The sequence below is a fragment of the Mesobacillus thioparans genome (genome assembly GCF_965138835.1).
In the GTDB taxonomy this organism is placed as follows: Bacteria; Bacillota; Bacilli; order Bacillales; family Cytobacillaceae; genus Mesobacillus; species Mesobacillus thioparans.
In genome coordinates this window covers 68,106-90,323 of record NZ_CBCSFH010000011.1, presented here as the reverse complement: position 1 = coordinate 90,323, position 22,218 = coordinate 68,106, and the positions used below count along the sequence as shown (strand labels likewise).

Here is a 22,218-nt window from a genome sequence, read left to right as displayed (position 1 = left end):
TGGAGAAAAACACCATTTCAGGAAAATTTCGGATTGTAAATCGATTTTACAAGGATTTAAAACAACTTTACAGTGTGTTAATAAGAGATTAATAGACAGGCAGTATAGTAGGAACCGTAGAAAATAACTTACCTGGAGGTCTTGCAATGATTAAAGCTAACTTTAAAAAGAAGATTCTTCCGCTCGCTGTCCTTTCAACTGTGGCGTTTGGCAGTTTAGTAGGAACATTCAATGCAGAGGCAAAAAATGAAGGAAAAGAAAACAATGCAGAAATTAAGAATGTAATCTTCCTGATTGGTGATGGCATGGGAGTCTCTTATACATCAGCATACCGTTACTTAAAGGATAATCCTGATACCCCTGAAGCAGAGAGAACAGAATTTGATAAATACCTGGTAGGAAATCAAATGACTTACCCTGAGGATCCCGAACAAAATGTAACGGATTCAGCTTCAGCAGCAACCGCAATGTCTGCAGGGGTCAAAACTTATAATAATGCGATTGCTGTCGATAATGATGGAACTGAAGTAAAAACAGTCCTGGAAGCCGCTAAGGAAAAAGGAAAAGCAACAGGACTTGTAGCAACTTCTGAAGTTACCCACGCAACCCCGGCATCTTTTGGTGCGCATGATGAAAGCCGGAAGAATATGAATGCAATCGCAGATGATTATTATGATGAATTGGTTAATGGTGATCATAAAATCGATGTCATGCTTGGCGGCGGGTTAAGCAACTTTGTCCGTAATGACAGAAATCTGACAGAAGAATTCAAGAAAGATGGCTATACCTTTGTAAATAATAAAGAAGATATGCTGAATGATAAGAATGATAAAATTCTTGGCCTTTTTGCAAAAGGCGGAATGGACAAAATGATCGACCGCAATGAAGAAACTCCTTCTCTGGAAGAAATGACGAATTCGGCAATCAACCGCTTGAATAAGGATAAAGATGGCTTCTTCCTGATGGTAGAGGGCAGCCAGGTTGACTGGGCTGGACATGATAATGATATTGTAGCGGCGATGAGTGAAATGGAAGATTTCGAAAAAGCATATAAAACGGCTATCGAATTTGCGAAGAAGGACAAGCACACATTAGTCGTGGCGACTGCTGACCATTCAACCGGCGGGTATTCTATCGGTGCCAACGGAATCTATAACTGGTTCGGTGCTCCGATCAAAGCTGCTAAACGCACACCTGATTTCATGGCTGCTGAAATAGCAAATGGGGCGGATGCAGAGGCAACACTGAAGAAATATATCGACTTTGCATCTGTAGGTCTCCCTGAGTTGACAACAGAAGAAATTCAAACTGTTAAAGATGCTTCAGCAACCAAGAAAGCTTTAGACATTGACAATGCAATTGAAAAGATATTTGACAAGCGTTCGAATACAGGCTGGACAACTGGCGGCCATACCGGGGAAGATGTACCTGTGTATGCATTCGGTCCTGGAAAAGAGCGTTTCTACGGCAATATTGAAAACACGGACAATGCGAAAAATATTTTTGATATTCTCTCAAATGGCAAAAGGAAATAAATACTTTATAATCTCCCGCAGGAACCTTGGACCGAGCGGGGGATTTCTTGAAAAGGGGTTTTCAAAGTGAAGAAATATCTGCAGTTATTACTGGCTGCTTCATTGCTGACTGGCTGTTCTTTTGCAGAGGCTGAGTCAAATGAAGCTCAAAAATCTTCAGAAGAGGCAACTGGGAACCCCGTAACGAAAAATACGGAAGTCTATGTGCCGAACCCGCAAGTGTCGGAGGACATTGATCTTAAGAAAGCTGGCGATTCTCTAACTGACGACAAAGGTGAATTAACCCTTAAGGCTGTGAACGACGTCAATAAGACCTTTAAGGTAAATGGGATTGAATATAAAGTAAAAGATGTTAAGTTATTGCACTTTGTACCTGCTTACAGCCTGATTGATTTCTTCCACGCCTATACTCATGAGGAAGAATTTGATTTTGTGAAAATAAGCGTGGAAATCAAGAACAATTCAAAGGATAACTACCATTTCGGCCCTGTAGCGATGGTGAATATCAACGATTCAATCCACAAGACATGGGAAGATGATTTTTACCTGGAGAATCTTAACGGTGAGATTACTGCCGGACAGATGAAGCGTGGGAATCTTGGTTTTATTGTAGGAGAGGTTGACAGCCTTGATAAAGTGGAAATTTTGTCTGGGGATTTCGTTGATGAAAGCGAGAAGAAAGTGGCTGATCCAGTAAAGCTTGTGGTGACCGATAACTAGGAGACTGTTAACAAACCAGATTCTGTGCGGAATTTTGGTATAAACAGCTAAGCGGACGAAAAAATTGATTAGTGAATAATCAGTAAGGGGAAGCCACTTTCAAATGGCTTCCCTTTTAGGTTCTGAAAAAGATGATGACTGCAAGGTATTATTGTTGAGTGCTCCTAAATTCACTGCTTTAAGAACGACGTTGAAAGCAGCATGAGGAATGAGATTCCGACCATTGCAATAACCCAAAGCCAGGCAGCGTCCAGATTCCCGGATTCAATGGCTATATAGATTGCCGTTGGGGCTGTCTGTGTTCTTCCAGGCAGATTACCGGCAAACATGAGAGTTGCGCCGAATTCGCCGAGAGCCCTTGCGAAGCTGAGGATCAATCCTGTAACAAGCGTTCTTGATGACAGGGGCAGAGTTACATACCAAAATACTTTCCATTCATTTGCTCCATCTACTCTTGCTGCTTCTTCAGCTCCTGTATCCACTTGAAGGAATCCTGTTTTCGCTGATTGATACATCAAAGGGAAGGCCACTACTGATGCAGCGATTACGGCAGCCCACCAGGTAAACATGATGGTGCTGCCAAAAAGATTCTCAACCGTCCTGCCTATTGGACTGTTGATGCCAAAGATGATGATCAAAATAAACCCAACTACCGTTGGCGGGAGAACTAAAGGCAATGTCAGAAGTGTTTCTACTGCTGTTTTGCCAAAGAAATGTCTTTTGGCCATGAACCTCGCGGACAATAGACCGAATATAAAGACAAACACCACTGACATTGATGCGATCTCCACAGATAGTTTGATTGGGTTCCAAAATTCACTGCTCATAAATAATCATTCCAAAGCTGCTTTAAAGCCATATTTTTCGAAAATATTCATTGCTTCATTTCCTTTCAGGAAATCGAGGAACCTGCTCGCTTCCTGCTGGTGTTTGGTTCCTGCAATGACCCCTGCAGGATAAATGATTGGGTCGTGCAAGCCTTCATTCTGCAGGGTTATAACCTTCACTTTATCAGAAACCATAGCGTCGGTTTTATAGACAATGCCAGCATCTACATTTCCGGTTTCGACATAGGAGAGAACTTGGCGTACATCCTTTGTCTGGATGAGTTTCTTTTCGAGTCCTTCCCATAAACCTAATGAGAGTAATGCTTGCTTTGCATACATACCCGCTGGGACAGTTTCCGGTGTTCCAATCGCGATCCTTGAAATCTTATCATTTGCCAGTGATATTACAGAAGGAAGGTTCCCGTTATCTTTTTGGGTAATGATAACCAGTTCATTTTTTAATAGATTGACATTATTGCTTTGATCGATAAGTTTCTTAGACATTAATAGATTGAACTGGTCCTGTGATGCAGAAACAAATAAATCTACCGGTGCCCCCTGGGAAATTTGCTGCTGCAGGGATCCGGAACCGCCAAAGTTGTAAACGATTTTTATATCAGGATTCTGGTTCGAGTAGATTTTCCCTGCTTCCTCCAACGCCTCACGCAGGCTTGCGGCAGCAGATACGGTAAGTTCTGTCCTATTAGGATTGCTGTTGGCTCCGCATCCCGTCAAAAGGATAAACAAAGCTGCGAAAAGCAATATATGTAATTTTCTCAAACAAAGACAACCCCTTAAAAAACTTTTAATCATAAGCAATGGTTATAACTGATTATATCGGATTTACCAGGAAGCTACATGAAGAAAATATCACAAGTTGGTGAAAATATCATGATTAGTGGCGCAAAACAGCTTTTGGGGGAAAAGAAAAACTGCCTATCGGCAGTTTCGGTAACAGTTATTGGATTTGTCCGGATTTTTGATCAATCTGCCTTAAGATGTCTTCCGCAGAAAGACCGTTTGCTTCAATGACAGATCCCTGGGTCACAACATCCTGCATACCCATGACGTTTGAATCAATCCCGCTGATGACACAAAAATCGCAGCCCTGTGCATCTGCTTCCTGGCGAAGTTCAACGACGTCATAGCCCTTCTGGCGCAATGCATCAGAAATATTGGATAAAGATTGTTCTACACCTACTCTGGCCATTCTCTACACCTCCTCACCCATTTAACTTGTCCGCGGCAAGAATAATTTATTCCCAGAGCTTCACAATATTAAATGCAAGCAAAGGAGGTGCAAATATGTCTAACAAGCGAAAGAAAGATCCGTCAACCATTGGTCTTAATTCAAGCCAGACAGAGGGGCAAGGCACTACAGCAAGTGAAACAGGAAGCAGGGCTGCTGATTCCTCAAGAAGGAAGCAGAAAAAAAGCTGATTTTCTTAAAACAAACCCCCCGGAGGCACTCCGAGGGGTTTTGCAGTTTATATATACATTTCAGCAATTTGCTTCTGAATCTCTTCATTTTCAAGATATTCGTCATAAGACATCTGCTTATCGACTAATCCTGATGGAGTGATTTCCATGATTCGGTTTGCCACGGTTTGAACAAATTGATGGTCATGAGAAGAGAAAATCATTGACCCTTTGAAGTTGATCATTCCGTTGTTCAAAGCAGTGATGGATTCTAGGTCCAGGTGGTTCGTTGGTTCATCCAAGAGAAGCACATTCGCGCCAGAAAGCATCATTTTGGAAAGCATGCAGCGTACTTTTTCTCCTCCGGATAGAACACTGGCTTTCTTCATTACTTCCTCTCCAGAGAAGAGCATGCGGCCTAGGAACCCGCGCAAGAAACTTTCACTGTCATCTTTTGGTGAAAACTGGCGCAGCCAGTCCACCAGTGTCAGGTCGCATCCTTCAAAGTACTCTGAATTGTCTTTTGGGAAATATGCCTGAGAAGTGGTCACTCCCCATTTAAATGTACCGCTGTCTGGTTCCATTTCACCTGTCAGGATTTTGAACAAGGTCGTAATGGCAAATTCATTTTTTCCGACTAAGGCAATCTTATCATCTTTATTCATGATGAAGCTGATATTATCAAGTACTTTTACGCCGTCAACCGTTTTGGTAATACCATCTACCCTCAATAAGTCATTGCCGATTTCACGGTCCGGTGTGAATCCGACATATGGGTATTTACGGGAAGAAGGCCTGATATCATCCAGAGAAATCTTATCAAGAAGCTTTTTACGGGAAGTAGCTTGCTTTGATTTCGATGCGTTAGCACTGAATCTTGCGATGAACGCTTGCAGTTCCTTGATTTTCTCTTCTTTTTTCCGGTTTGTGTCCTGCTGCATTCTTAAAGCAAGCTGGCTGGACTCATACCAGAAATCGTAGTTCCCAACATAAAGCTGGATTTTGCCAAAGTCAAGGTCAGCAATATTTGTACATACTTTATTCAAGAAGTGACGGTCATGGGAAACGACGATAACCGTGTTCTCAAAGTTGATCAGGAACTCCTCCAGCCACTGAATCGCTGCGATGTCAAGGTGGTTGGTAGGTTCATCAAGAAGGAGTACATCCGGTTTACCGAATAACGTCTGGGCAAGAAGGACCTTTACCTTTTCTCCGCCGCCAATATCAGCCATTTTCTTCGTATGAAGATCTTCGCCGATTCCAAGACCTTTAAGAAGGATTGCAGCTTCAGATTCTGCTTCCCAACCATTCAATTCAGCAAATTCACCCTCGAGTTCCGCGGCCTTCATGCCGTCTTCATCAGTGAAGTCTGCTTTCATGTAAATCGCATCTTTTTCCTGCATGACTTCATATAGCCGCGCATGTCCCATAATGACGACTTTCAATACTTCAATATCTTCGTATTCAAAGTGGTTTTGTTTTAGTACAGCCATTCGCTCGCCAGGTGTCATTGAAACATTACCTGACTGTGGTTCGATTTCACCTGACAATATTTTAAGGAAAGTGGACTTACCGGCTCCATTAGCGCCAATCAAACCATAGCAATTTCCAGGTGTGAATTTGATATTAACATCTTCAAAAAGCTTGCGGTCACCATATCTCAGGCCAACATTTTGAACTGTAATCATGTATTTAGTAGCCTCCATTAATATATATCCCAAAGATTATAACATGTTTGAACCTTAGGGGCGAATTCTTTTATTGCCAAAAGGGGAGTGGAAGGAAATATTTTTCGCAAATGGAGTTTTCGTTGGAGAAAAAATGGGAAAAGCAAGAGTAGTTTGATAGGAGTTCGATTCGGTTTGGATAACATAACTGAGTACAGAAGTATATTGGGAAAATAAATGAATATTTTTCTGAATGGATGTCAATTTTTTTGCTCATTTTCACACATTTTTCATATTTTTCATGTAAAATAATAATAGACAAAGATGGATAAAAAGGAGTTTTTGAAATGGCTAAAAAGCAGCTGGTTGATTTTGTTAACCGCCTAAAGGATTCAGGGATAAAAGTCAGCTTCACTAAGCCAAAATCAGAATTTTTCTCCCTGCAAAAAACAGAAAAACATCCCAGCACAGTAAACTCACATTAAGAGGCAGACAGGCTTTTGCACTTCACTTTAATCTGCATAGGACTATTTCATACAGACATGAAGTAAAAGTCGATCTAGTACAGTTAATAGGAATAAAAAAAGCGGTGCAGCCACCGCTTTTTTTATTTTTATAACTCATCCATGATGGCTTCGAAAACTTCGTCTTTTTTGAAATCTTCGCCCATAGGGAATTTCTTGATGAATTTATTGTTCTCATCGATCAGGTAAGTGAATGTACTGTGGACATAAAAGCCATTTCCAGGATCTCGGTACTGGAATTTAAATGTATCAGCAACATTCTTGATTTTTTGTTGTTCTTCGAGGGTATTAGCGGGGTCCCCGGTAAGGAAAATCCAATTGCCATCATTTTCAAGTCCGAAATTGTCCATGTACTTCCTTAAAACTTCAGGGCTGTCACGGTATGGATCAATCGTAATCGTTATGAACTGGACCTTTTTTCCATAAACATCCTTTTTAATCAAATCCTTGCGCAGAAGGTTCATCTCCTGGGTTGTTGTAGGGCAGATATCCGGGCAATGTGTATATATGAATTCCACCAATTTGATTGTGTCCGTATCTTCTCCGAACGTATATTTCTCTTCATCCATGGTCAACAAGGTAATGCCTTCTGGTATTTGGGCATTGGCATCCCTGACTAAAAAATATGAGATTCCAGACGCAATTCCAATCAATACAATAAGTGAGCTGATAAGATAGATTTTTTTCATAACGCAAGCCTCCCCCTTTATAAGATATAAGAAACAAGAGGAAAATCATATGGACATTGTGTGAACTATGTTTATTCTTTTATCGAAAGCTGTTTCCGTAAAGATTGTTGTTAAAATCCTAAAGCCAATTTTAAAGTGATCATAAGCCATTTGTAGTTCGGAATTAAGTGTGCAGGCTCTTTTCTCTAAATAAGTTTTTTTTTGTGAAGAAACATATGTCTTTCAATCCAATTTTGTAGCCAAAAACAACAAAGATTTAGAAAAGAACCTTTTCGAAAAAGCAGTACACAATCTTGCAAATAAGGGAAAGAAATCTATTATAATAATAGTAATAATGATGGGAACGAAAAAGGAGCCATTTTTTTGAAAGCGGGAAAATTCGTTATATACATTTTGCAAATTTGCGGCCTGATCTTGATCAATAAAGCCGGTTTTTATATCGTTGATTTATTTAATCTGCTCATCCCAGGGAATGTAATGGGGATGATCATCCTCTTCCTGCTGTTATGGCTGAAGATTGTGAAGCTTGATTGGATTGAAGGGGCCGCCGACTTCCTTGTCAGGCACTTATCCTTCTTTTTTGTTTCCATATCAGTTGGTCTGATGACTTTAGGGGGATTGATGGCGGAAGCTGGCATTCAGCTTGCAGTGATATTAGTGTCTAGTGCACTGCTTGGTATGGCGATAGCTGGAGGGACTTCACATGCCATTGTAAAACATAAGAAGAGGAAGGAAGCTCAAAATGATGGTCACGATATTTAGTATTTTCATAACTTTGCTGGCCTACATAGTTTCCAGGAAAGCTGCAGGCAAGTACCCTTCTCCACTGACATCACCGGTTTTCTTAAGTACAGCCATCGTGATATCCGTTCTTCTGATCCTAGACATTCCATATAAAGAGTATGAAGCTGCGAGCGAAATCATCACCTATTTCCTGGGACCGGCTACGGTAGCCCTGGCAGTGCCATTATATAAACAAAGAAAAATAATTGCGGCCAACTTGCTTCCAGCTCTGGCAGGGCTTTTCGCGGGAACTGTCTCGACTATTCTTTCAGCGGTTTTGATCGGCTATTTACTGAACTTGACTAATATCATCCTGGTTTCTTTAACAATCAAATCCATTACGATACCAGTAGCTTCCGAGGTTGCCAGGATCATAGATGCCGATCAAATCTTGGTGGCAGCCTTTGTCATGATCACAGGGATGACGGGAGCTATGCTCGGACCGTGGCTTATGAATGTCATGAAAATCCATGATCCTTTTTCAAGAGGACTGGCCATCGGCACCATCGCCCATGGGATTGGCACTGCCGAAGCTGCAAGAGAAGGGGAACTGCAGGGTGCAGTATCAGGTGCAGCGATGGGATTGGCGGCGATCCTGACTTCACTGCTGCTGCCTACTATAATCCCCATCTTTTTATAGGCGGAATTATTGGTGAGAAATTTTGAAGCATTCTACGAAAAAAACTTTGATAAAAATCCGAAAGGAAGCTGACAATTTATAAGCTTCCTTTTTAAATACTTCAATCCATATTGCAGAACTCAATCGGGCAGTTTTCACACTCAATTTCACGCTTCAGGTAAACAAGATCATGTATGATGATTCTTTTTTTATTAATCGATATAATTCCTTCGTCCCGCAATTCCCCGAGCATTCTGCTTACACTTTCCCTTGCAGTGCCACAATAGTTAGCGAGATCCTGGTTTGTAATCGGTACATTGATATAGATGCCATCTGATTTTTTAATACCATAGCTATTGCTTAAGCGGATCAAAGTAGAATATAGTGCGCCTTTCTTTCCATGCAACACAAGATCCCTGAATTTAGTGATCGTCCTGCGGATATGATCGTTCATCCATTTCATGAACTGGTAAGCAAGCTGGCTATTGTTGAATAAGATGCTTTCCAGATTCTCGATATTGATGGCAGCTGCTTCTCCGTCCTCAACTACTTTTGCATTGAACAGATATCTTGGCCCAATCGTAAAAAGAGTCAGTTCGCCGACAATATCATTTTTCTTGCAGAACCGTAAGTACAATTCCTTGCCCTCGGCGTTCATCTTTGAAACCTGCACTTTTCCTGAAAGGATGATATACATTTCCTTTGCTTCCTGGCCTTCACGGAATAAAAAAGTTCCTTTTTTAAATTTAATGACTTTTTCGGACGCCTTGATCAGTTCGCTTATCTCATAATTCAAATTACTAATATTCTCCTGGTTGGCCACACTATCTCCACCTTTTTCGACCATGGTTACCACTAATTTATAATGAAATATAAACAACAGGTCAATAGAGAAAATGTGAACATTCATTTTAAACGTCATTTTTCAAAAAATGGATGAATTTGGTTGACAAAAGGAGCAGAAACGACGTATCCTAATGGGGAGATTATTATTGATATGTAAGGAGTATGTTTTATGTTAGGTGTCGTTCTTAACTAACCGTTAATTTCATACGGTCAATCCAGTTTGAAAAGAAGCCTCTGTGAAGGTTTATTTCAACATGGTCTGGATTGGATGTTAAGAACAATGAACATAGAAGCATGCTTGATATTCGTGAGCATAAGCTGTGTGCATATACACAGCTTTTTTTCGTGAATATATTACTCGCAGCCCAGCTGCGAGAATTGAAAAGCCGCTTTGGACCTGTCCATTGCGGCTTTTTTTTTAATTTAAGGAGGAAAAAACATTGAACGAACAAACCTACACTGTTCTTGGTTATGAAACAATCAAAGAAGCGATAGCCGGATTTGCTTTAACTGGGTCAGGCCGCAAGAAAACAATGGAAATGGCACCATCCACAAACCTGAAACAAATTAGGGCCTGGCATGAAGAAATTTCAGAAGCGATTGAAATCCTAAAGATCAGCTCAAGTGTGCCAATCCATGGCCTTGAAGGCATGGAAGCCATCATCAATGGTTTTAACAAGGGTATTCCCCTGCGTGTGGATCAACTTGTGCAGCTGAATTCATTCCTTGACAGTTGCGGCAAGCTTCGCCGATTTATGAAGGAGAAGGAGTATTGCGCACCAAGAGTATCCGTCTACGTCTATAGTATTGAGGAACTGCCGGAACTCGCTGCTGAAATCCAGAGATGTATCCGCAATGGCCAAATTGATGATTACGCATCAAAAGAGCTTTTAAAAGTCCGCAAACAAATTGGCATACAGGAGGAGCGATTGAAGGAAAGGCTTACCCAAGTGCTGAAATCCGCGAAAATAAAACCATACCTTCAGGAAGCGGTCGTCAGCCAGAGGAATGGAAGGTATGTCATCCCTGTAAAGAAGGAATATCGGGGTAAGGTAAAAGGATCCGTGCTCGACACATCTGCTTCAGGATCGACACTTTTTATAGAACCAGAAGAAATCGGCTCGTTCCAGGACCAGATGGAATGGCTCATTTTAGAAGAACAGGCAGAGGTGGAGAAAATCTTATTTGCCCTTACAGGTCTTGCAGAAGGAAAAGAAAAAGAAATTAAGCTCGCAATCGAGACAATGGTCCATTATGACTTTTTATTCTCCAAAGCAAAGTATTGCCGATCGATCGAAGCGAAAAAGGTCGATATCGTGGATGACCAGGTAATCGATTTTAAAGAAGCACGACATCCGCTTCTTGGCAATAATGCTGTCCCATTAACGCTGGAAATAGGAACAGACTACCATGCACTTGTGATTACAGGTCCAAATACTGGCGGAAAGACGGTGTCTATTAAAACAGCTGGGCTGCTGGTGTTGATGTCACAGAGTGGATTGCTGCTGCCGGTTGGAGAGGGCAGTATATCAGGAGTTTTCCATAAAGTCCTTGTCGATATAGGGGATGGTCAAAGCATTGAGCAAAACCTCAGCACCTTCAGTTCGAGGATCGTGAATATCATTGATATTTTAGAGAAAACAAATGACAGGACACTTGTCCTGCTGGATGAGTTGGGATCCGGAACCGACCCGGGAGAAGGAATGGGATTGGCAACAGCCATACTTGAAAACCTGAACAATAAGGGAGCAACCATATTCGCTACTACGCATTACAGCGAAATAAAAGAATTTGCTGATGCTCATGAAGATTTCATGAATGGCTCAATGGAATTCGACCTGGAAACATTGAAGCCTACTTATCGGCTGCGCATTGGAAAGGGAGGCGAAAGCCAGGCTTTTGCAATTGCCCTGAAGCTGGGGGTCCATCCTAAATTAATAGAAAGGGCACATATGATCACCTATAAATCAGAAAAGAACTACACAGAGCTGTTTCAAGATAACAGTGAATTAAAAGATAGGGATAAGCAGATTCTCGTCAACAAGCATAAAAGGAAAAAAGCGGCCGATATCAGTAAAACAGCCCGTCAATTCGATATGGGCGACAGTGTTTATGTAACGAGTTCAGGAGAACTTGGCGTCATTTATAAAGGGCCTGACAGCAAAGGTAATTATATTGTGCAGCTTAGGAATGGAAAAGTAGACGTGAATCATAAACGTCTGAAATTGAACATCCCTGCTGCAGAGCTATACCCGGAAGACTACGATTTCAATATTCTTTTTGAATCAAAAGAACATCGGAAGCTGTTGAACCAAATGGAGAAAAAGCATATTGAAGGTAGTATGATCAGGGAAGACTGATGGGGTTAATAAAGGTGAGGGTGGCAGGCCAAGGAGCGGAATTGTTGGCCATGACAGGCAATATTCGATTCAATTGTTCAAAGTCACCCTGCTTTTATTTAATGAGGTCTTATAGGGGAAACCCCCTATTCGCACTTAAGAAATTAGCAGTAAAAGAACTTAAACTGTTAGTAAATATATGATGGAAACGCTTTAAAAAAGGTCATAAACAGTTCAAGTGTTTACCTATTAACAAACGGTTTGATCAGGTATATGATTAAATCAACAACAAATTGTGATTTTTTTCACAAATGAAACGGGGTCTTACACTTGAGCAGCCAGCCTATCGATATTGCCATTGGTTATGCTTTGAAAAAGCGAGATTACTTAAAAGAGTCGAAATCGAAGTATCTAATGAGAGCCGCACTTGCAGGTGTTTACATTGGTTTTGGCATTATGGTTTCCTATCGCCTGGGGGAGTACTTCTCTGATGTGCATTCTCCAGCAACACCAATCGTAACCTCAATCTTTTTCGGATTGGCTCTTGTTCTTATTTTATACGGTGGCGGAGAGCTTTTTACAAGCAATACGATGCTTTTGACCATCAGTTCACTTAAAAAGGCGACTTCGTGGAAGGATACCGTCGAAAATTGGCTGGCTTGCTATGCAGGTAATTTAGTGGGTGCTATATTTTTTGGGGTGGTCATTATGTTATCGGGAATCTTCACTTCGCCGGAAAAAACACAGTATATGATGGAAGTCGCTGGTATGAAGATGAATACCCCAGCCAGTGAACTGTTTTTCCGCGCAATCCTCTGTAACTGGCTAGTTTGCCTGGCTGTCTGGGTGCCATATAATATTAAGGGAGATGGAGCGAAAATCGGGGTAATGATGCTGCTTGTGTTTGCTTTCGTGGTTTCAGGGTTTGAGCATAGTGTAGCAAACATGGTGCTGTTTTCGATTGCCCTTCTTGTTGAACACCCAGAAACCATCAGTATTGCTGGGGGGCTTCAGAATCTCTTAACCGTTACTATCGGGAATATCATTGGAGGGGCATTTTTCGTGGGAACTATTTATGTATACCTGGATGGTACAAAGCATGTCAGGAAACAAAAACAAGTGGAATCAAACGTATTATATCGGCAAAAAGCTATGAAACAATACTCATAAAACAAAAAAAATCCGCGGATGCTCCGTGGATTTTTTGTTTTTGAGATCAGGTACCTTCATCCTTTAAAAGAGTTCAAAATCCATTCTCCAACTACTCCACCTAAATAAACCCCGACAATACCCAGTACACCGGCCAATACTGGTGGTGCAGGAAGCGGAAGCTTGAGGAATTTAAATAACATCCCAACGATCAAACCAGCAACCAGGCTTAATATTATTTCTCTCATGATTTCACCGCCTTTTATGGCAAGATGGATTAAATGAATAGGTGAGCAGACGTCTGATCACTTAAACCAACATTATTTTAACATGACACCAGTCGAATGAAAACGCTTTATTATTGCTTTATTTTGTATAAAATGATTTTTTCTATTCTTATACTAGAATAGTGGTAAAATATAACTCTATAAATTGTCATCATGGAGGATTCAGATGGAAAAGCAAGTAAAGCAGAATATCCTTACGCTTCAAGGGTTTTATCTTTTTGTATTTTTCGGGATCGGAAGTCTCTTCCCTCTATTGAGTATATATTTAACAGAAGTGGAGAAATTGAATGGTTATCAGATCGGTCTGATTTTGTCGATAGGCCCTGTAATCATGATTTTTTTCCAGCCATTCTGGGGAATGCTTGCCGATATGAAAAATTATCATAATCGGCTGTTAACACTAACGACATTAATAACAGGCATTGCTGCTTTGGGCTATCTTGTATTTGACAAGTTTTTATTATTCTTAATTGTAGCCACAATCCTGGCGATTTTCCAAAGTGCGATCATTCCATTATCCGATAGTATCTCCTTAAAATATACAAGCAAAGTCGGTGTCAACTATGGAAATGTGAGATTATTCGGATCACTGGGGTTTGGCCTTGCGGTATTCGTAATGGGGAGATTATCTGAATGGAAGCCAGAGGTTATTTTTTATGCCTTTTTCTTGACATTGGTGATTGCTGCTGGTTTTTCATTGAAAATGCCAAAAGAATCCTCTGACAGGTCCAGCAGTCTCTTTTCCGGTATGAAGGATTTATTGCGAATGAAAAAATTTCTGGTTTTCCTCGGTGTAACATTCATGATTTTTGGCCCTAATCTTGCGAACAATTTTTATTTCAGTCTGTTCGTAGAGGATAGGGGCGGGACATACACCGGGATTGGAATTGCATTTCTTATTGCGGTACTATCCGAAATCCCATTCATGAGGGCTGCAGGCAGCTGGATTCGCAAATTAGGGCTGCTTCAGGTTACTTTTATTGCAGCTCTTGTATCATTGATCAGGTGGATTTTTTATTTTACTGAGCCTGCACTTGGCCTTGTCTATGCGTCCGCTGTCATCCAGGGATTTTCCCTTGGGTTATTCATCCCGGCAGGATTGCAGTATATCCGTGACATCACACCTTCACATGTCACAGCTACGGCAGTGACGGTTTACTCAGCTGTCGGCAATGGGTTGGGTAACTGGTTCTTTACATTTATAGGCGGAATTCTTTTTGAGGAATATAGCATTTATGCTGTTTATTTGTTTTTTGCTGCTTTAACTTTAGTAGGCGTTTTCCTGACAGTCTGGCTTCTGCAGGATCATAAAAAAACATCAGCGGAAACAGGCTTTCAGTAAATACACCCCTTCATAAATGAAGGGGTGTATTGGTTTTATAAAGAATTCTGAAGTATGGTTTATGAATTAATGTCAAAAAATAACCTGAGTAAACGAAAGGAGGAATGAACAGTGGAAAAAGACAAAAGTAAACGTACTGAAGTAGCTGGACGTATGTATGAGACAGCGGATTACCAAAGGGATGATGAACTTTCAAAAGGACTTGCCATGACCCACGAACAAGCCAGCGACAGTTATGCAGAGGGTGAAGTTGGTGGGAAAGTTGAACGCAAATCAGATGCAAATGATGAGTTGAATAGAAGAGGCTATCAATAGGCAGGAATGGGGGGATTAGAGTGTCGGAAAAAGGTGAATTCCAATCAAACGATTTACAGTATAAGATGCCAGATGCATTAAAGAAAAAGAAAGACTTTGTGTATCGTGTAGGCTATACGTCAAGTACGGGAAATCAAACGAATAACGAAGAGGAGCCAGTCAAAAGGTCTGATCTCTGAAAAGTACATTGTTTTCTGAAGAGCTATTGCACAATGCTAAAAGCACATCCTCTGATTGGATGTGCTTTTTTTCAAAGAGGATTTGTGCATTTAAAGTCTTCCGCGTCGTATCACTTTGTTGGGGGTAAGGGTGCCTTTCTTTAGATAAACAAATCCTCCTTCGAGTGCGGAGCCAATGACGAGTTTAGAAGATGCTGAAAGAACTTTCACATTCGGTCCCTCCTAATGGAAATTGGCTTGCGTTTATAAAATACCCTCTAGTATAAAGGATAAAACCCCGTTTGGATCACAAACCATCATAGGGGTCCATTGCCTCGCTGCAGGCTTTTTCTGCTGCTGCTTGTGTAGAAAATAGAGCATCATCATCTTCAATGACATGCAAAGTCTCATTGAGGAAAAGAGCCAGAGCATTGGGGTCTTTTGGATGCTGAACAATTTCTCCGGCCTTTACATTAGAAACAGAAGGTACGTGAGGGTTACGGTATATAACATAAACTTCATCCCCATTTTTCAGGTTTTTCGGATCGATTAAATCCAAGGTAATCACCTCTTTTCAGTTAGGGTAAAATATGAAATTTGTCCAAAAGGCCAACTAGAGATTTTCATTCTGCTGTTTTATTTCTTCTTCCGCAAAAAAGATATTTCCGGCTTCGATATCCCGATGCTCTTCTACGGATTCTCCAGGCACGAATCTTTGATTCGGCGTATATGTGGATTTAATGGTTTTTTTGCTGTTCTCCTCAGTTCTATTTGTCATCATCTCACCCCCTGGTACTTATAGTTTCTGTAATGGGATATAGGTTATACCGGAAAATTAACGTCAATTAGTATTGAAAAGTCACCAAATCGTCACAAATGTAAGGGTTTACATTTGTCAAGGGTGGTATAATAAGAGTGTAAGAAGAAAGCAATTAACATCTTAGGAGGCTCAACCAATTGTGTTCGTTCCGTAGTGAACGAAAAACGGTTTATTCCTAAAGTTGAGTTAGCCTTCATCAAGTTGTCAGCATCACCAGCTGCCAGGATTCATCCTAATCAAGCCAGTTAACCAAAATTTGTTATGATTTTTACCTTGTTCGGCCAAAAGGGAAAGAGCGGAATTTCTGCCTATTCCTCACTGATACGCAGAAACAAAGCTTTTTACCAAAAGAGGATCCATTAAGTTAAGTTTCAAGGATGCTTGGGAAAGAACAGAAAAAGGGAAATCAAACAAAGGAATGGTGGAACAGTCATTAGGTTGTGAATTCCTAAAAGCAACGAACCAGTGAAACGGTGAGTAGGGATGCATGAACAAATGATGAGGTGAGCTAAACACTTCTTAAAGGAATAATGAGTCTCTCGGTGATTATACCGAATCATGTGTTTGTTAAGGATCATTCATAAAAACGGGGAAACCTATTTATGAATTGACACCTTATATGCGGAACAAACACACATCGGCTATAGTAAGAGGATTTTACAACTCAATAGTTCCAAAAAAGTTTTGGGCTGATGCTGGTTGGGTCTCCTAAGATGTTAAAAAGAAGCTCGCTAATGAGCTTCTTTTTTCTTTATTATTCATATGATTTATATTCCCAATCTAAAAGGCACCTTCCATAAAAGGTGCCTTTACAGTTTATTCTTCCTTTTTTGATAAGCAGCGATCGCATTCCATCATGTAGGATTCTGCTTGCTCATGCATTCCCTCACCACATTCTGGGCATACCTTCTTTGGCAAATTGCGAAAAAACTCCATCGGACTCATCATAAGTATTTCCTCCTTTTATAGTACAATTTATATTTTAATTAACCTGTTATAGTACAGTATAAACATTCTTTTTCAATTTGTGTAGACTTTTTTTAAAAAATTTCAAAATTAGGTGTTTATACCTGTCTTCTTAAGGTAATAGCAAAAAATGAAGTTGGTGGACTCAATCCTGTTATAATACAACTTTCAATTTAGTTATTGAGTCAAGAGATAAAAGTGACAAGTTTATTACAAATTATTTAATAACCCCTTTTATTCTTATCGTTTTTAACATACAATCGATATGAATCTACAAATGAGGAATGATGCTAATGGATAATCTAGAATTATCCTTCAATCCAATCTTATTATTAGTTGCCGTTTTATTGACAATCATGTCATCATATACAGCACTGGACCTATTCAGTTTAATTAAATCTTCGGATCGCAATAAAAGGTTTTTGTTTCTTGGCGGGACTTTTTCACTCGGGATCGGGATATGGGTGATGAATTTCTTCGGAATGCTTGCATTGAATTTAAATGGCAATATTTCTTATCGAATTCCGATTACCATATTATCGATAATCCTGGTCATTTCTTTTACTGCCATGGCATTTTACACGATGACTGGAAAGACAGTTAACAAAAGTAATTTGCTGGTTGGCAGTTTATTCATGTTGCTTGCAGTCATGTCGGTACACATTCTGGGAATGTACTCAATGAGGCTAAACTTTACCTATCAGCCTGCCATTCTCTTTGTAGGGCTTGCACTTATTTTTGTATCATTTTACTTTTCATTCTGGATGCTTTTCTTTTCCAAAAGCTTTACCCAAGGTGCCCATGGTTGGATTAAGCCTTTAAGCGCTCTTTTCGTGACTGCAGCGATCGTAGAAGGTCACTTACTTTTAACCAAGGCTTCAATGATCAATCTGAATATTGGATTGTCGGAACAAAATGGGATTCCAGAGTCCCTGGTCAGTTACCTGATTGCTTTTATTTCCATTTTAATTCTTGCCGGTTTGATTGGCTCCAGTGCGCTGATCAGTAAAAGACTGGCCGTCACCGATACGAATTTAAAGGATATTACGGACGCCCTTAATATTTCAGCGATTGTTGCTATTACAGACCCTAAAGGGAATATCACATACGTAAATGAAAAGTTTGTTGAGATTTCCGGATATAGTGAAGCCGAATTGTTGGGTAGGAATCATTCCATTCTTAATTCCGGACTTCATCCCAAAGAATTCTTTAAGGAAATCTGGCGTACAATCGGCGCAGGAAAAGTGTGGAAGGGTGAAATCCGCAATAAGACGAAGGATGGTTCTTATTATTGGGTTGATACGACGATTGTTCCCTTTTTAAACAGTAAAGGCAGACCATATCAATATGTTTCGATCCGTTCTGATATAACACAGAGAAAACAAGCGGAATCCAGCCTGAAAGATACCCTTAAAGAAGTAAGTGACATAAATTTTGCCCTCGATCAGTCTTCCATCGTTGCATTTACGGATGCAAAAGGGATCATAAAAAATGTAAATGACAAGTTTTGTGAAATCTCTAAATACAGCAGGGAAGAATTGATTGGAAACGACCACAGTATTCTGAATTCAGGATTGCATTCTAAGGAGTTTTTCAAAAATCTTTGGAGAATGATCGGTTCTGGACAGGTGTGGAAAGGGGATATTCGTAATCGAGCGAAGGATGGTTCTTATTATTGGGTTGATACAACGATTGTTCCTTTTTTGAATGAAAACGGAAAGCCGTATCAGTACCTGGCAATCCGGAACGATATCACGGAGAAGAAAAAATCTGAGGAAATGCTGCACCGCCAGGATAAGCTTGCCGCGGTCGGCCAGCTTGCCGCAGGTGTGGCCCATGAAATCAGGAACCCTCTTACTTCAATGAAAGGATACGCTGAATTCCTGCAGCTTGACGAAACTGATTCCCAGCGTCAGGAGTTTATCGAAATCATCCTGGATGAAATAGACCGAGTCAATAATATTGTAGAAGAGTTCATGGTTCTTGCTAAACCGAAGGCTGTTGAACTTGAGGAAAAGAACATCATCCCAATTGTCGATAATGTCGTTTCAATGCTTAAATTTGAAGCGAGAAAGAGAAATGTCAAATTGGAAGTTGAAGCGCCCGATGAAATTATCCAGATTGAGTGTGATGAAAACCGGCTCAAGCAAGTCTTCCTTAACTTTATTAAAAATGGAATCGAAGCCATGCCGGATGGCGGGGATTTAAAGGTTAAAACTGAAATTCAGGATGATCAGGTCCTTATCTCAATCAAAGATACAGGAGTGGGTATCCCGCCGGAAACACTCAAGAAAATTGGTGAACCTTTCTATACAACCAAGAAAAATGGGAATGGCCTGGGACTAATGGTCAGCTTTAAAATCATTGAAAGCCATAATGGCAAGGTATATATCGAAAGCGAGCAGAATAAAGGAACTACCTTCAAGATTGTGCTGCCCGCTAAAATTGCATAAAAACAGCAAAAGGCAGAAATTTTTCTGCCTTTTTTTCTTTCTTTATCAACACTTTAAGTCGAGGTTAATATTTGTCGATAAAATGTTGGTAATATGACAAAAAAAACGCTTGGTTTTGTTACATCGTCTTGAAAATTTAGACTAATATGGAAGTAGGGGTTTGTATAAAAGGCTGTTTTTCGAATAGCCGTATAAAAAGTTACCGGAGGGGAAGCTATGTCATCGATAAGCCAGGTAAAGACTGTTTGTGGTTATTGCGGTACAGGCTGTGGGCTGATTTTGGAAGTTGAAGATAATAAAATTGTGAAAATCAGAGGGGATAAGGAAGCTCCTGTTAATAAAGGGCAAACATGTGTGAAAGGGGCCTTTGCCTATCAATATGTCCATGCGCCGAAAAGATTGAATACCCCATTGATCAGAAAGGCGGGCAAGCTTGTTAAAGCAACATGGGATGAAGCCTATGAGTATATTGCTAGCCATTTAACTTCTATTAAGAGAGATTTTGGGCCAGAAGCAATTTCAATGTTTGCTTGTGCCAGGACGACTAATGAATCCAATTATGTTACCCAAAAGTTTATGAGAACAGCTATTGGCAGCAATAATATCGATGGCTGTAATCGAACCTGACACGCTCCTAGTGTCGCCGGTCTGGCGACTGTTTTTGGAAGCGGTTTCCCTACAAATACTTTAGAAGATATTGATGATGCCGAGGTTTTATTGCTGATGGGATCAAATACGACTGAAGCTCACCCGATAATTGGCAATAGAATGAAGAAGGCGGCAAAGAATGGCTTGAAAATCGTGGTTATCGACCCAAGACGGATCGATATGGTCAAATCCGCGCATAAACATCTGCAAATTAATGTTGGTACCGACATCGCATTGATCAATGCGATGATCAGGATCATCATTACGGAGAAATTATATGATCCAGGTTTCATCGGCAAGAATACGGACGATTTTGACTCCCTGCTGGCAAAAGTCGACCGCTATACACCGGAATATTCAGCAGGAATCACCGGACTGGCCGCAGAAGACATCATCGAGGTGGCACGGATGTATGTAGCGTCTAATCGATCGATGATTGCCTATACTTTAGGGATTACCGAGCATCATTGCGGCGTGAACAATGTCTTTGATATCGCAAATCTTGCACTGCTCACCGGACACATTGGCAAGAAAGGCTCAGGCATTATGCCGCTGCGGGGACAAAATAACGTCCAGGGTGCCGGAGATATGGGATGCCTGCCGAACCAGCTTACAGGCGCAATCAGTTTACTTGAGGATGATTACCGTTCACGATTCGAGAAAGCGTGGAATACGGAAATTAGCCAAAAAGTCGGTGATACTCAAACAAGGACCTTTGATAAAATTGAGACTGGAGAGATTAAAGCTTTGTACTGCATTGGTGAGAATCCATTGGTGGCAGATGTCCACATGAACCATACCAGGAAATTATTAAAGAAACTCGATTTACTGATTGTTCAGGATATCTTCATGACAGAAACGGCTGAAATGGCTGATGTTGTGCTGCCTGCGAAATCATGGGGCGAGGTTGATGGAACTTATACGAACACTGATCGCAGGATCCAGCGTGTTCGTACTGCTGTCAACGCACAGTCAGGTGTCAAAGAGGATTGGGAAATCCTGTGTGAGCTGTCTTCCAAGATGGGTTATCATATGAGCTATAACTCCAGTAAAGAAATCTGGGACGAAGTTAGGCAGCTTGCTTGGGAAATGTACGGGGGAATTTCTTATGATCGCCTGGAGAATGAGTATGGGATACACTACCCTTGCCCTGATGAAAATCATCCAGGTACAAAAATCATGCATGAACGTTTCCATGCTGATAAGGAAAACAAGAAGCGTTCCAGCTTTGTGCCGGTAGAATTCACTCCGCCACTGGAAATTCCTGATGAGCAGTATCCGTTTACCCTGACAACGGGAAGAAGATATGAATCCTATAACACTCATACACAAACCCGCCATTATGCGCCTGGAGTCAAAATAAAACAAACCGAAGAAACACTGGACATTCATCCTGAGGATGCTCTTGCACTAAAGGTAAGCGATGGTGAACTGGTCAGGGTAAGTTCCCGCCGGGGAACACTGGATGTAAAAGTGAAAATAACAGAACAAGTGGTTCCGGGTCTTGTTTTCATGAGCTTCCACTGGTCTGAAGTGCCAACAAACGTCCTTACTCTAAATGAATTCGATCCTATCTCGGGGACAGCTGAATTCAAAGCATGTGCTGTGAAAGTCGAAAAAATCGCCTAAATAAAACAAGGCTGTTTTCGTAAAGATTGTTGTTAAAATCCTAAAGCCGATTTTATCGTGATAATAGCATTGTGTATGTCGGTACTAAGTTTGCAAGCTCTTTACTCATAATAGTCGTGAATTGTGTGAACAATCTTAGCTAATTCAATCCTATTTTGTAGCCAATAGCAACAAAGTTTGAGAAAAGAGCCTAAAACAAAAATCCCATTTCCATGGGATTTTTTTAATGGCCGGAAATCATTAAGTCCTTCCATTGATATGCACTCTTGAATATAATTTTTGTTCAGTTTGAAGGAGAATTTTAATGGTTTAATGTCATGAACTGCACTTTTCAGTTAGAATAAACAAAAAATCCATTTGGTTAAATATGGGTATAAAAGAAATAGATAGTAAATTTTTCAAAATAACTAGAAATTCATGATTAGAAAGGATTATTTTATCAAAATATTCGGAAATATAGACATGTTCCCGTTATATTTCTGT

23 protein-coding genes are annotated in these 22,218 nt (G+C 40.5%); 13 read left to right on the top strand and 10 right to left on the bottom strand.

The genetic code is table 11. The features are described 5' to 3' along the window. Positions 1–146 precede the first annotated feature (146 nt). Complete coding sequence (locus ACNAZ4_RS17245) at positions 147–1,535, top strand: alkaline phosphatase (RefSeq protein WP_415816349.1); 1,389 nt, start codon at positions 147–149, stop codon at positions 1,533–1,535. A 66-nt stretch (positions 1,536–1,601) separates the two neighbouring features. Next, positions 1,602–2,255 carry a DUF4352 domain-containing protein gene (locus tag ACNAZ4_RS17240; RefSeq protein ID WP_415816347.1) on the top strand — a complete coding sequence of 218 codons (654 nt, stop codon included), beginning with the start codon at positions 1,602–1,604 and terminating at the stop codon, positions 2,253–2,255. A gap of 170 nt (positions 2,256–2,425) precedes the next feature. Here the strand turns inward: ACNAZ4_RS17240 and modB are convergent, their stop codons facing one another. From modB to ACNAZ4_RS17225, 3 genes are all read right to left on the bottom strand, one after another. Further along, a complete protein-coding gene (gene modB / locus ACNAZ4_RS17235; protein WP_415816345.1) occupies positions 2,426–3,082 on the bottom strand; it encodes a molybdate ABC transporter permease subunit in 657 nt (218 codons plus the stop codon). A 6-nt stretch (positions 3,083–3,088) separates the two neighbouring features. Continuing rightward, a complete protein-coding gene (gene modA, locus ACNAZ4_RS17230; protein ID WP_415816343.1) occupies positions 3,089–3,862 on the bottom strand; it encodes a molybdate ABC transporter substrate-binding protein in 774 nt (257 codons plus the stop codon). A gap of 178 nt (positions 3,863–4,040) precedes the next feature. Continuing rightward, a complete protein-coding gene (locus tag ACNAZ4_RS17225) occupies positions 4,041–4,292 on the bottom strand; it encodes a YkuS family protein (protein WP_415816341.1) in 252 nt (83 codons plus the stop codon). Positions 4,293–4,387: 95 nt separating this feature from the next. Between ACNAZ4_RS17225 and ACNAZ4_RS17220 the strand changes: the two genes are divergently transcribed. Continuing rightward, the gene (locus ACNAZ4_RS17220; RefSeq protein WP_415816339.1) at positions 4,388–4,522 is read left to right on the top strand and encodes a YuzL family protein; all 135 of its coding nucleotides are present in this window, start codon (positions 4,388–4,390) and stop codon (positions 4,520–4,522) included. A gap of 47 nt (positions 4,523–4,569) precedes the next feature. On the opposite strand, the gene ACNAZ4_RS17215 is transcribed toward ACNAZ4_RS17220, so the two are convergent. Then, on the bottom strand, positions 4,570–6,189 hold the full coding sequence (locus ACNAZ4_RS17215) for an ABC-F family ATP-binding cassette domain-containing protein (RefSeq protein WP_415816337.1): 1,620 nt from the start codon (positions 6,187–6,189) through the stop codon (positions 4,570–4,572). A 326-nt stretch (positions 6,190–6,515) separates the two neighbouring features. On the opposite strand from ACNAZ4_RS17215, the gene ACNAZ4_RS17210 reads away from it, so the two are divergent. Next, complete coding sequence (locus ACNAZ4_RS17210; RefSeq protein WP_415816335.1) at positions 6,516–6,653, top strand: hypothetical protein; 138 nt, start codon at positions 6,516–6,518, stop codon at positions 6,651–6,653. A 128-nt stretch (positions 6,654–6,781) separates the two neighbouring features. On the opposite strand, the gene ACNAZ4_RS17205 is transcribed toward ACNAZ4_RS17210, so the two are convergent. Beyond that, positions 6,782–7,381, bottom strand: coding sequence for an SCO family protein (locus tag ACNAZ4_RS17205; protein WP_415816333.1), 600 nt, complete (start codon positions 7,379–7,381; stop codon positions 6,782–6,784). A 363-nt stretch (positions 7,382–7,744) separates the two neighbouring features. Here ACNAZ4_RS17205 and ACNAZ4_RS17200 point away from each other — a divergent pair, with 363 nt between their 5' ends. Together ACNAZ4_RS17200 and ACNAZ4_RS17195 are read left to right on the top strand one after the other, a co-directional pair. Further along, positions 7,745–8,143, top strand: a complete 399-nt coding sequence (locus tag ACNAZ4_RS17200; RefSeq protein WP_415816331.1) for a CidA/LrgA family protein — start codon at positions 7,745–7,747, stop codon at positions 8,141–8,143. Further along, positions 8,124–8,804 carry an LrgB family protein gene (locus tag ACNAZ4_RS17195; protein ID WP_415816329.1) on the top strand — a complete coding sequence of 227 codons (681 nt, stop codon included), beginning with the start codon at positions 8,124–8,126 and terminating at the stop codon, positions 8,802–8,804. Before ACNAZ4_RS17200 ends, ACNAZ4_RS17195 begins: the two co-directional genes overlap by 20 nt. 100 nt (positions 8,805–8,904) lie before the next feature. Here the strand turns inward: ACNAZ4_RS17195 and ACNAZ4_RS17190 are convergent, their stop codons facing one another. Further along, positions 8,905–9,588 (bottom strand): Crp/Fnr family transcriptional regulator, encoded by a 684-nt coding sequence (locus ACNAZ4_RS17190; protein ID WP_415816492.1) that lies wholly within the window; start codon positions 9,586–9,588, stop codon positions 8,905–8,907. A gap of 481 nt (positions 9,589–10,069) precedes the next feature. Between ACNAZ4_RS17190 and ACNAZ4_RS17185 the strand changes: the two genes are divergently transcribed. Further along, complete coding sequence (locus tag ACNAZ4_RS17185) at positions 10,070–11,989, top strand: endonuclease MutS2 (RefSeq protein WP_415816327.1); 1,920 nt, start codon at positions 10,070–10,072, stop codon at positions 11,987–11,989. Between the two features lie 309 nt (positions 11,990–12,298). After that, a complete protein-coding gene (locus ACNAZ4_RS17180; protein ID WP_415816325.1) occupies positions 12,299–13,138 on the top strand; it encodes a formate/nitrite transporter family protein in 840 nt (279 codons plus the stop codon). 56 nt (positions 13,139–13,194) lie between these two features. On the opposite strand, the gene ACNAZ4_RS17175 is transcribed toward ACNAZ4_RS17180, so the two are convergent. After that, entirely contained in the window at positions 13,195–13,365 is a 171-nt protein-coding gene (locus tag ACNAZ4_RS17175) for a XapX domain-containing protein (protein WP_415816323.1), read from the bottom strand. A 205-nt stretch (positions 13,366–13,570) separates the two neighbouring features. Here ACNAZ4_RS17175 and ACNAZ4_RS17170 point away from each other — a divergent pair, with 205 nt between their 5' ends. From ACNAZ4_RS17170 to ACNAZ4_RS17160, 3 genes are all read left to right on the top strand, one after another. After that, positions 13,571–14,746 carry an MFS transporter gene (locus ACNAZ4_RS17170; RefSeq protein ID WP_415816321.1) on the top strand — a complete coding sequence of 392 codons (1,176 nt, stop codon included), beginning with the start codon at positions 13,571–13,573 and terminating at the stop codon, positions 14,744–14,746. A gap of 111 nt (positions 14,747–14,857) precedes the next feature. Continuing rightward, complete coding sequence (locus ACNAZ4_RS17165) at positions 14,858–15,061, top strand: YozQ family protein (protein ID WP_415816319.1); 204 nt, start codon at positions 14,858–14,860, stop codon at positions 15,059–15,061. A gap of 20 nt (positions 15,062–15,081) precedes the next feature. Next, positions 15,082–15,240, top strand: a complete 159-nt coding sequence (locus ACNAZ4_RS17160) for a hypothetical protein (protein ID WP_415816317.1) — start codon at positions 15,082–15,084, stop codon at positions 15,238–15,240. Between the two features lie 286 nt (positions 15,241–15,526). On the opposite strand, the gene ACNAZ4_RS17155 is transcribed toward ACNAZ4_RS17160, so the two are convergent. The 3 genes from ACNAZ4_RS17155 to yhfH form a co-directional block, all read right to left on the bottom strand. Next, positions 15,527–15,778 (bottom strand): transcriptional regulator SplA domain-containing protein, encoded by a 252-nt coding sequence (locus ACNAZ4_RS17155; RefSeq protein ID WP_415816315.1) that lies wholly within the window; start codon positions 15,776–15,778, stop codon positions 15,527–15,529. 54 nt (positions 15,779–15,832) lie between these two features. Beyond that, on the bottom strand, positions 15,833–16,000 hold the full coding sequence (locus ACNAZ4_RS17150) for a hypothetical protein (protein WP_415816313.1): 168 nt from the start codon (positions 15,998–16,000) through the stop codon (positions 15,833–15,835). Positions 16,001–16,855: 855 nt separating this feature from the next. Continuing rightward, entirely contained in the window at positions 16,856–16,987 is a 132-nt protein-coding gene (gene yhfH / locus ACNAZ4_RS17145) for a protein YhfH (RefSeq protein WP_415816311.1), read from the bottom strand. Between the two features lie 311 nt (positions 16,988–17,298). Between yhfH and ACNAZ4_RS17140 the strand changes: the two genes are divergently transcribed. Together ACNAZ4_RS17140 and fdhF are read left to right on the top strand one after the other, a co-directional pair. Continuing rightward, entirely contained in the window at positions 17,299–19,458 is a 2,160-nt protein-coding gene (locus ACNAZ4_RS17140) for a PAS domain S-box protein (RefSeq protein ID WP_415816309.1), read from the top strand. Positions 19,459–19,674: 216 nt separating this feature from the next. After that, complete coding sequence (gene fdhF / locus ACNAZ4_RS17135) at positions 19,675–21,735, top strand: formate dehydrogenase subunit alpha (protein ID WP_415816307.1); 2,061 nt, start codon at positions 19,675–19,677, stop codon at positions 21,733–21,735. Positions 21,736–22,218 lie beyond the last annotated feature (483 nt).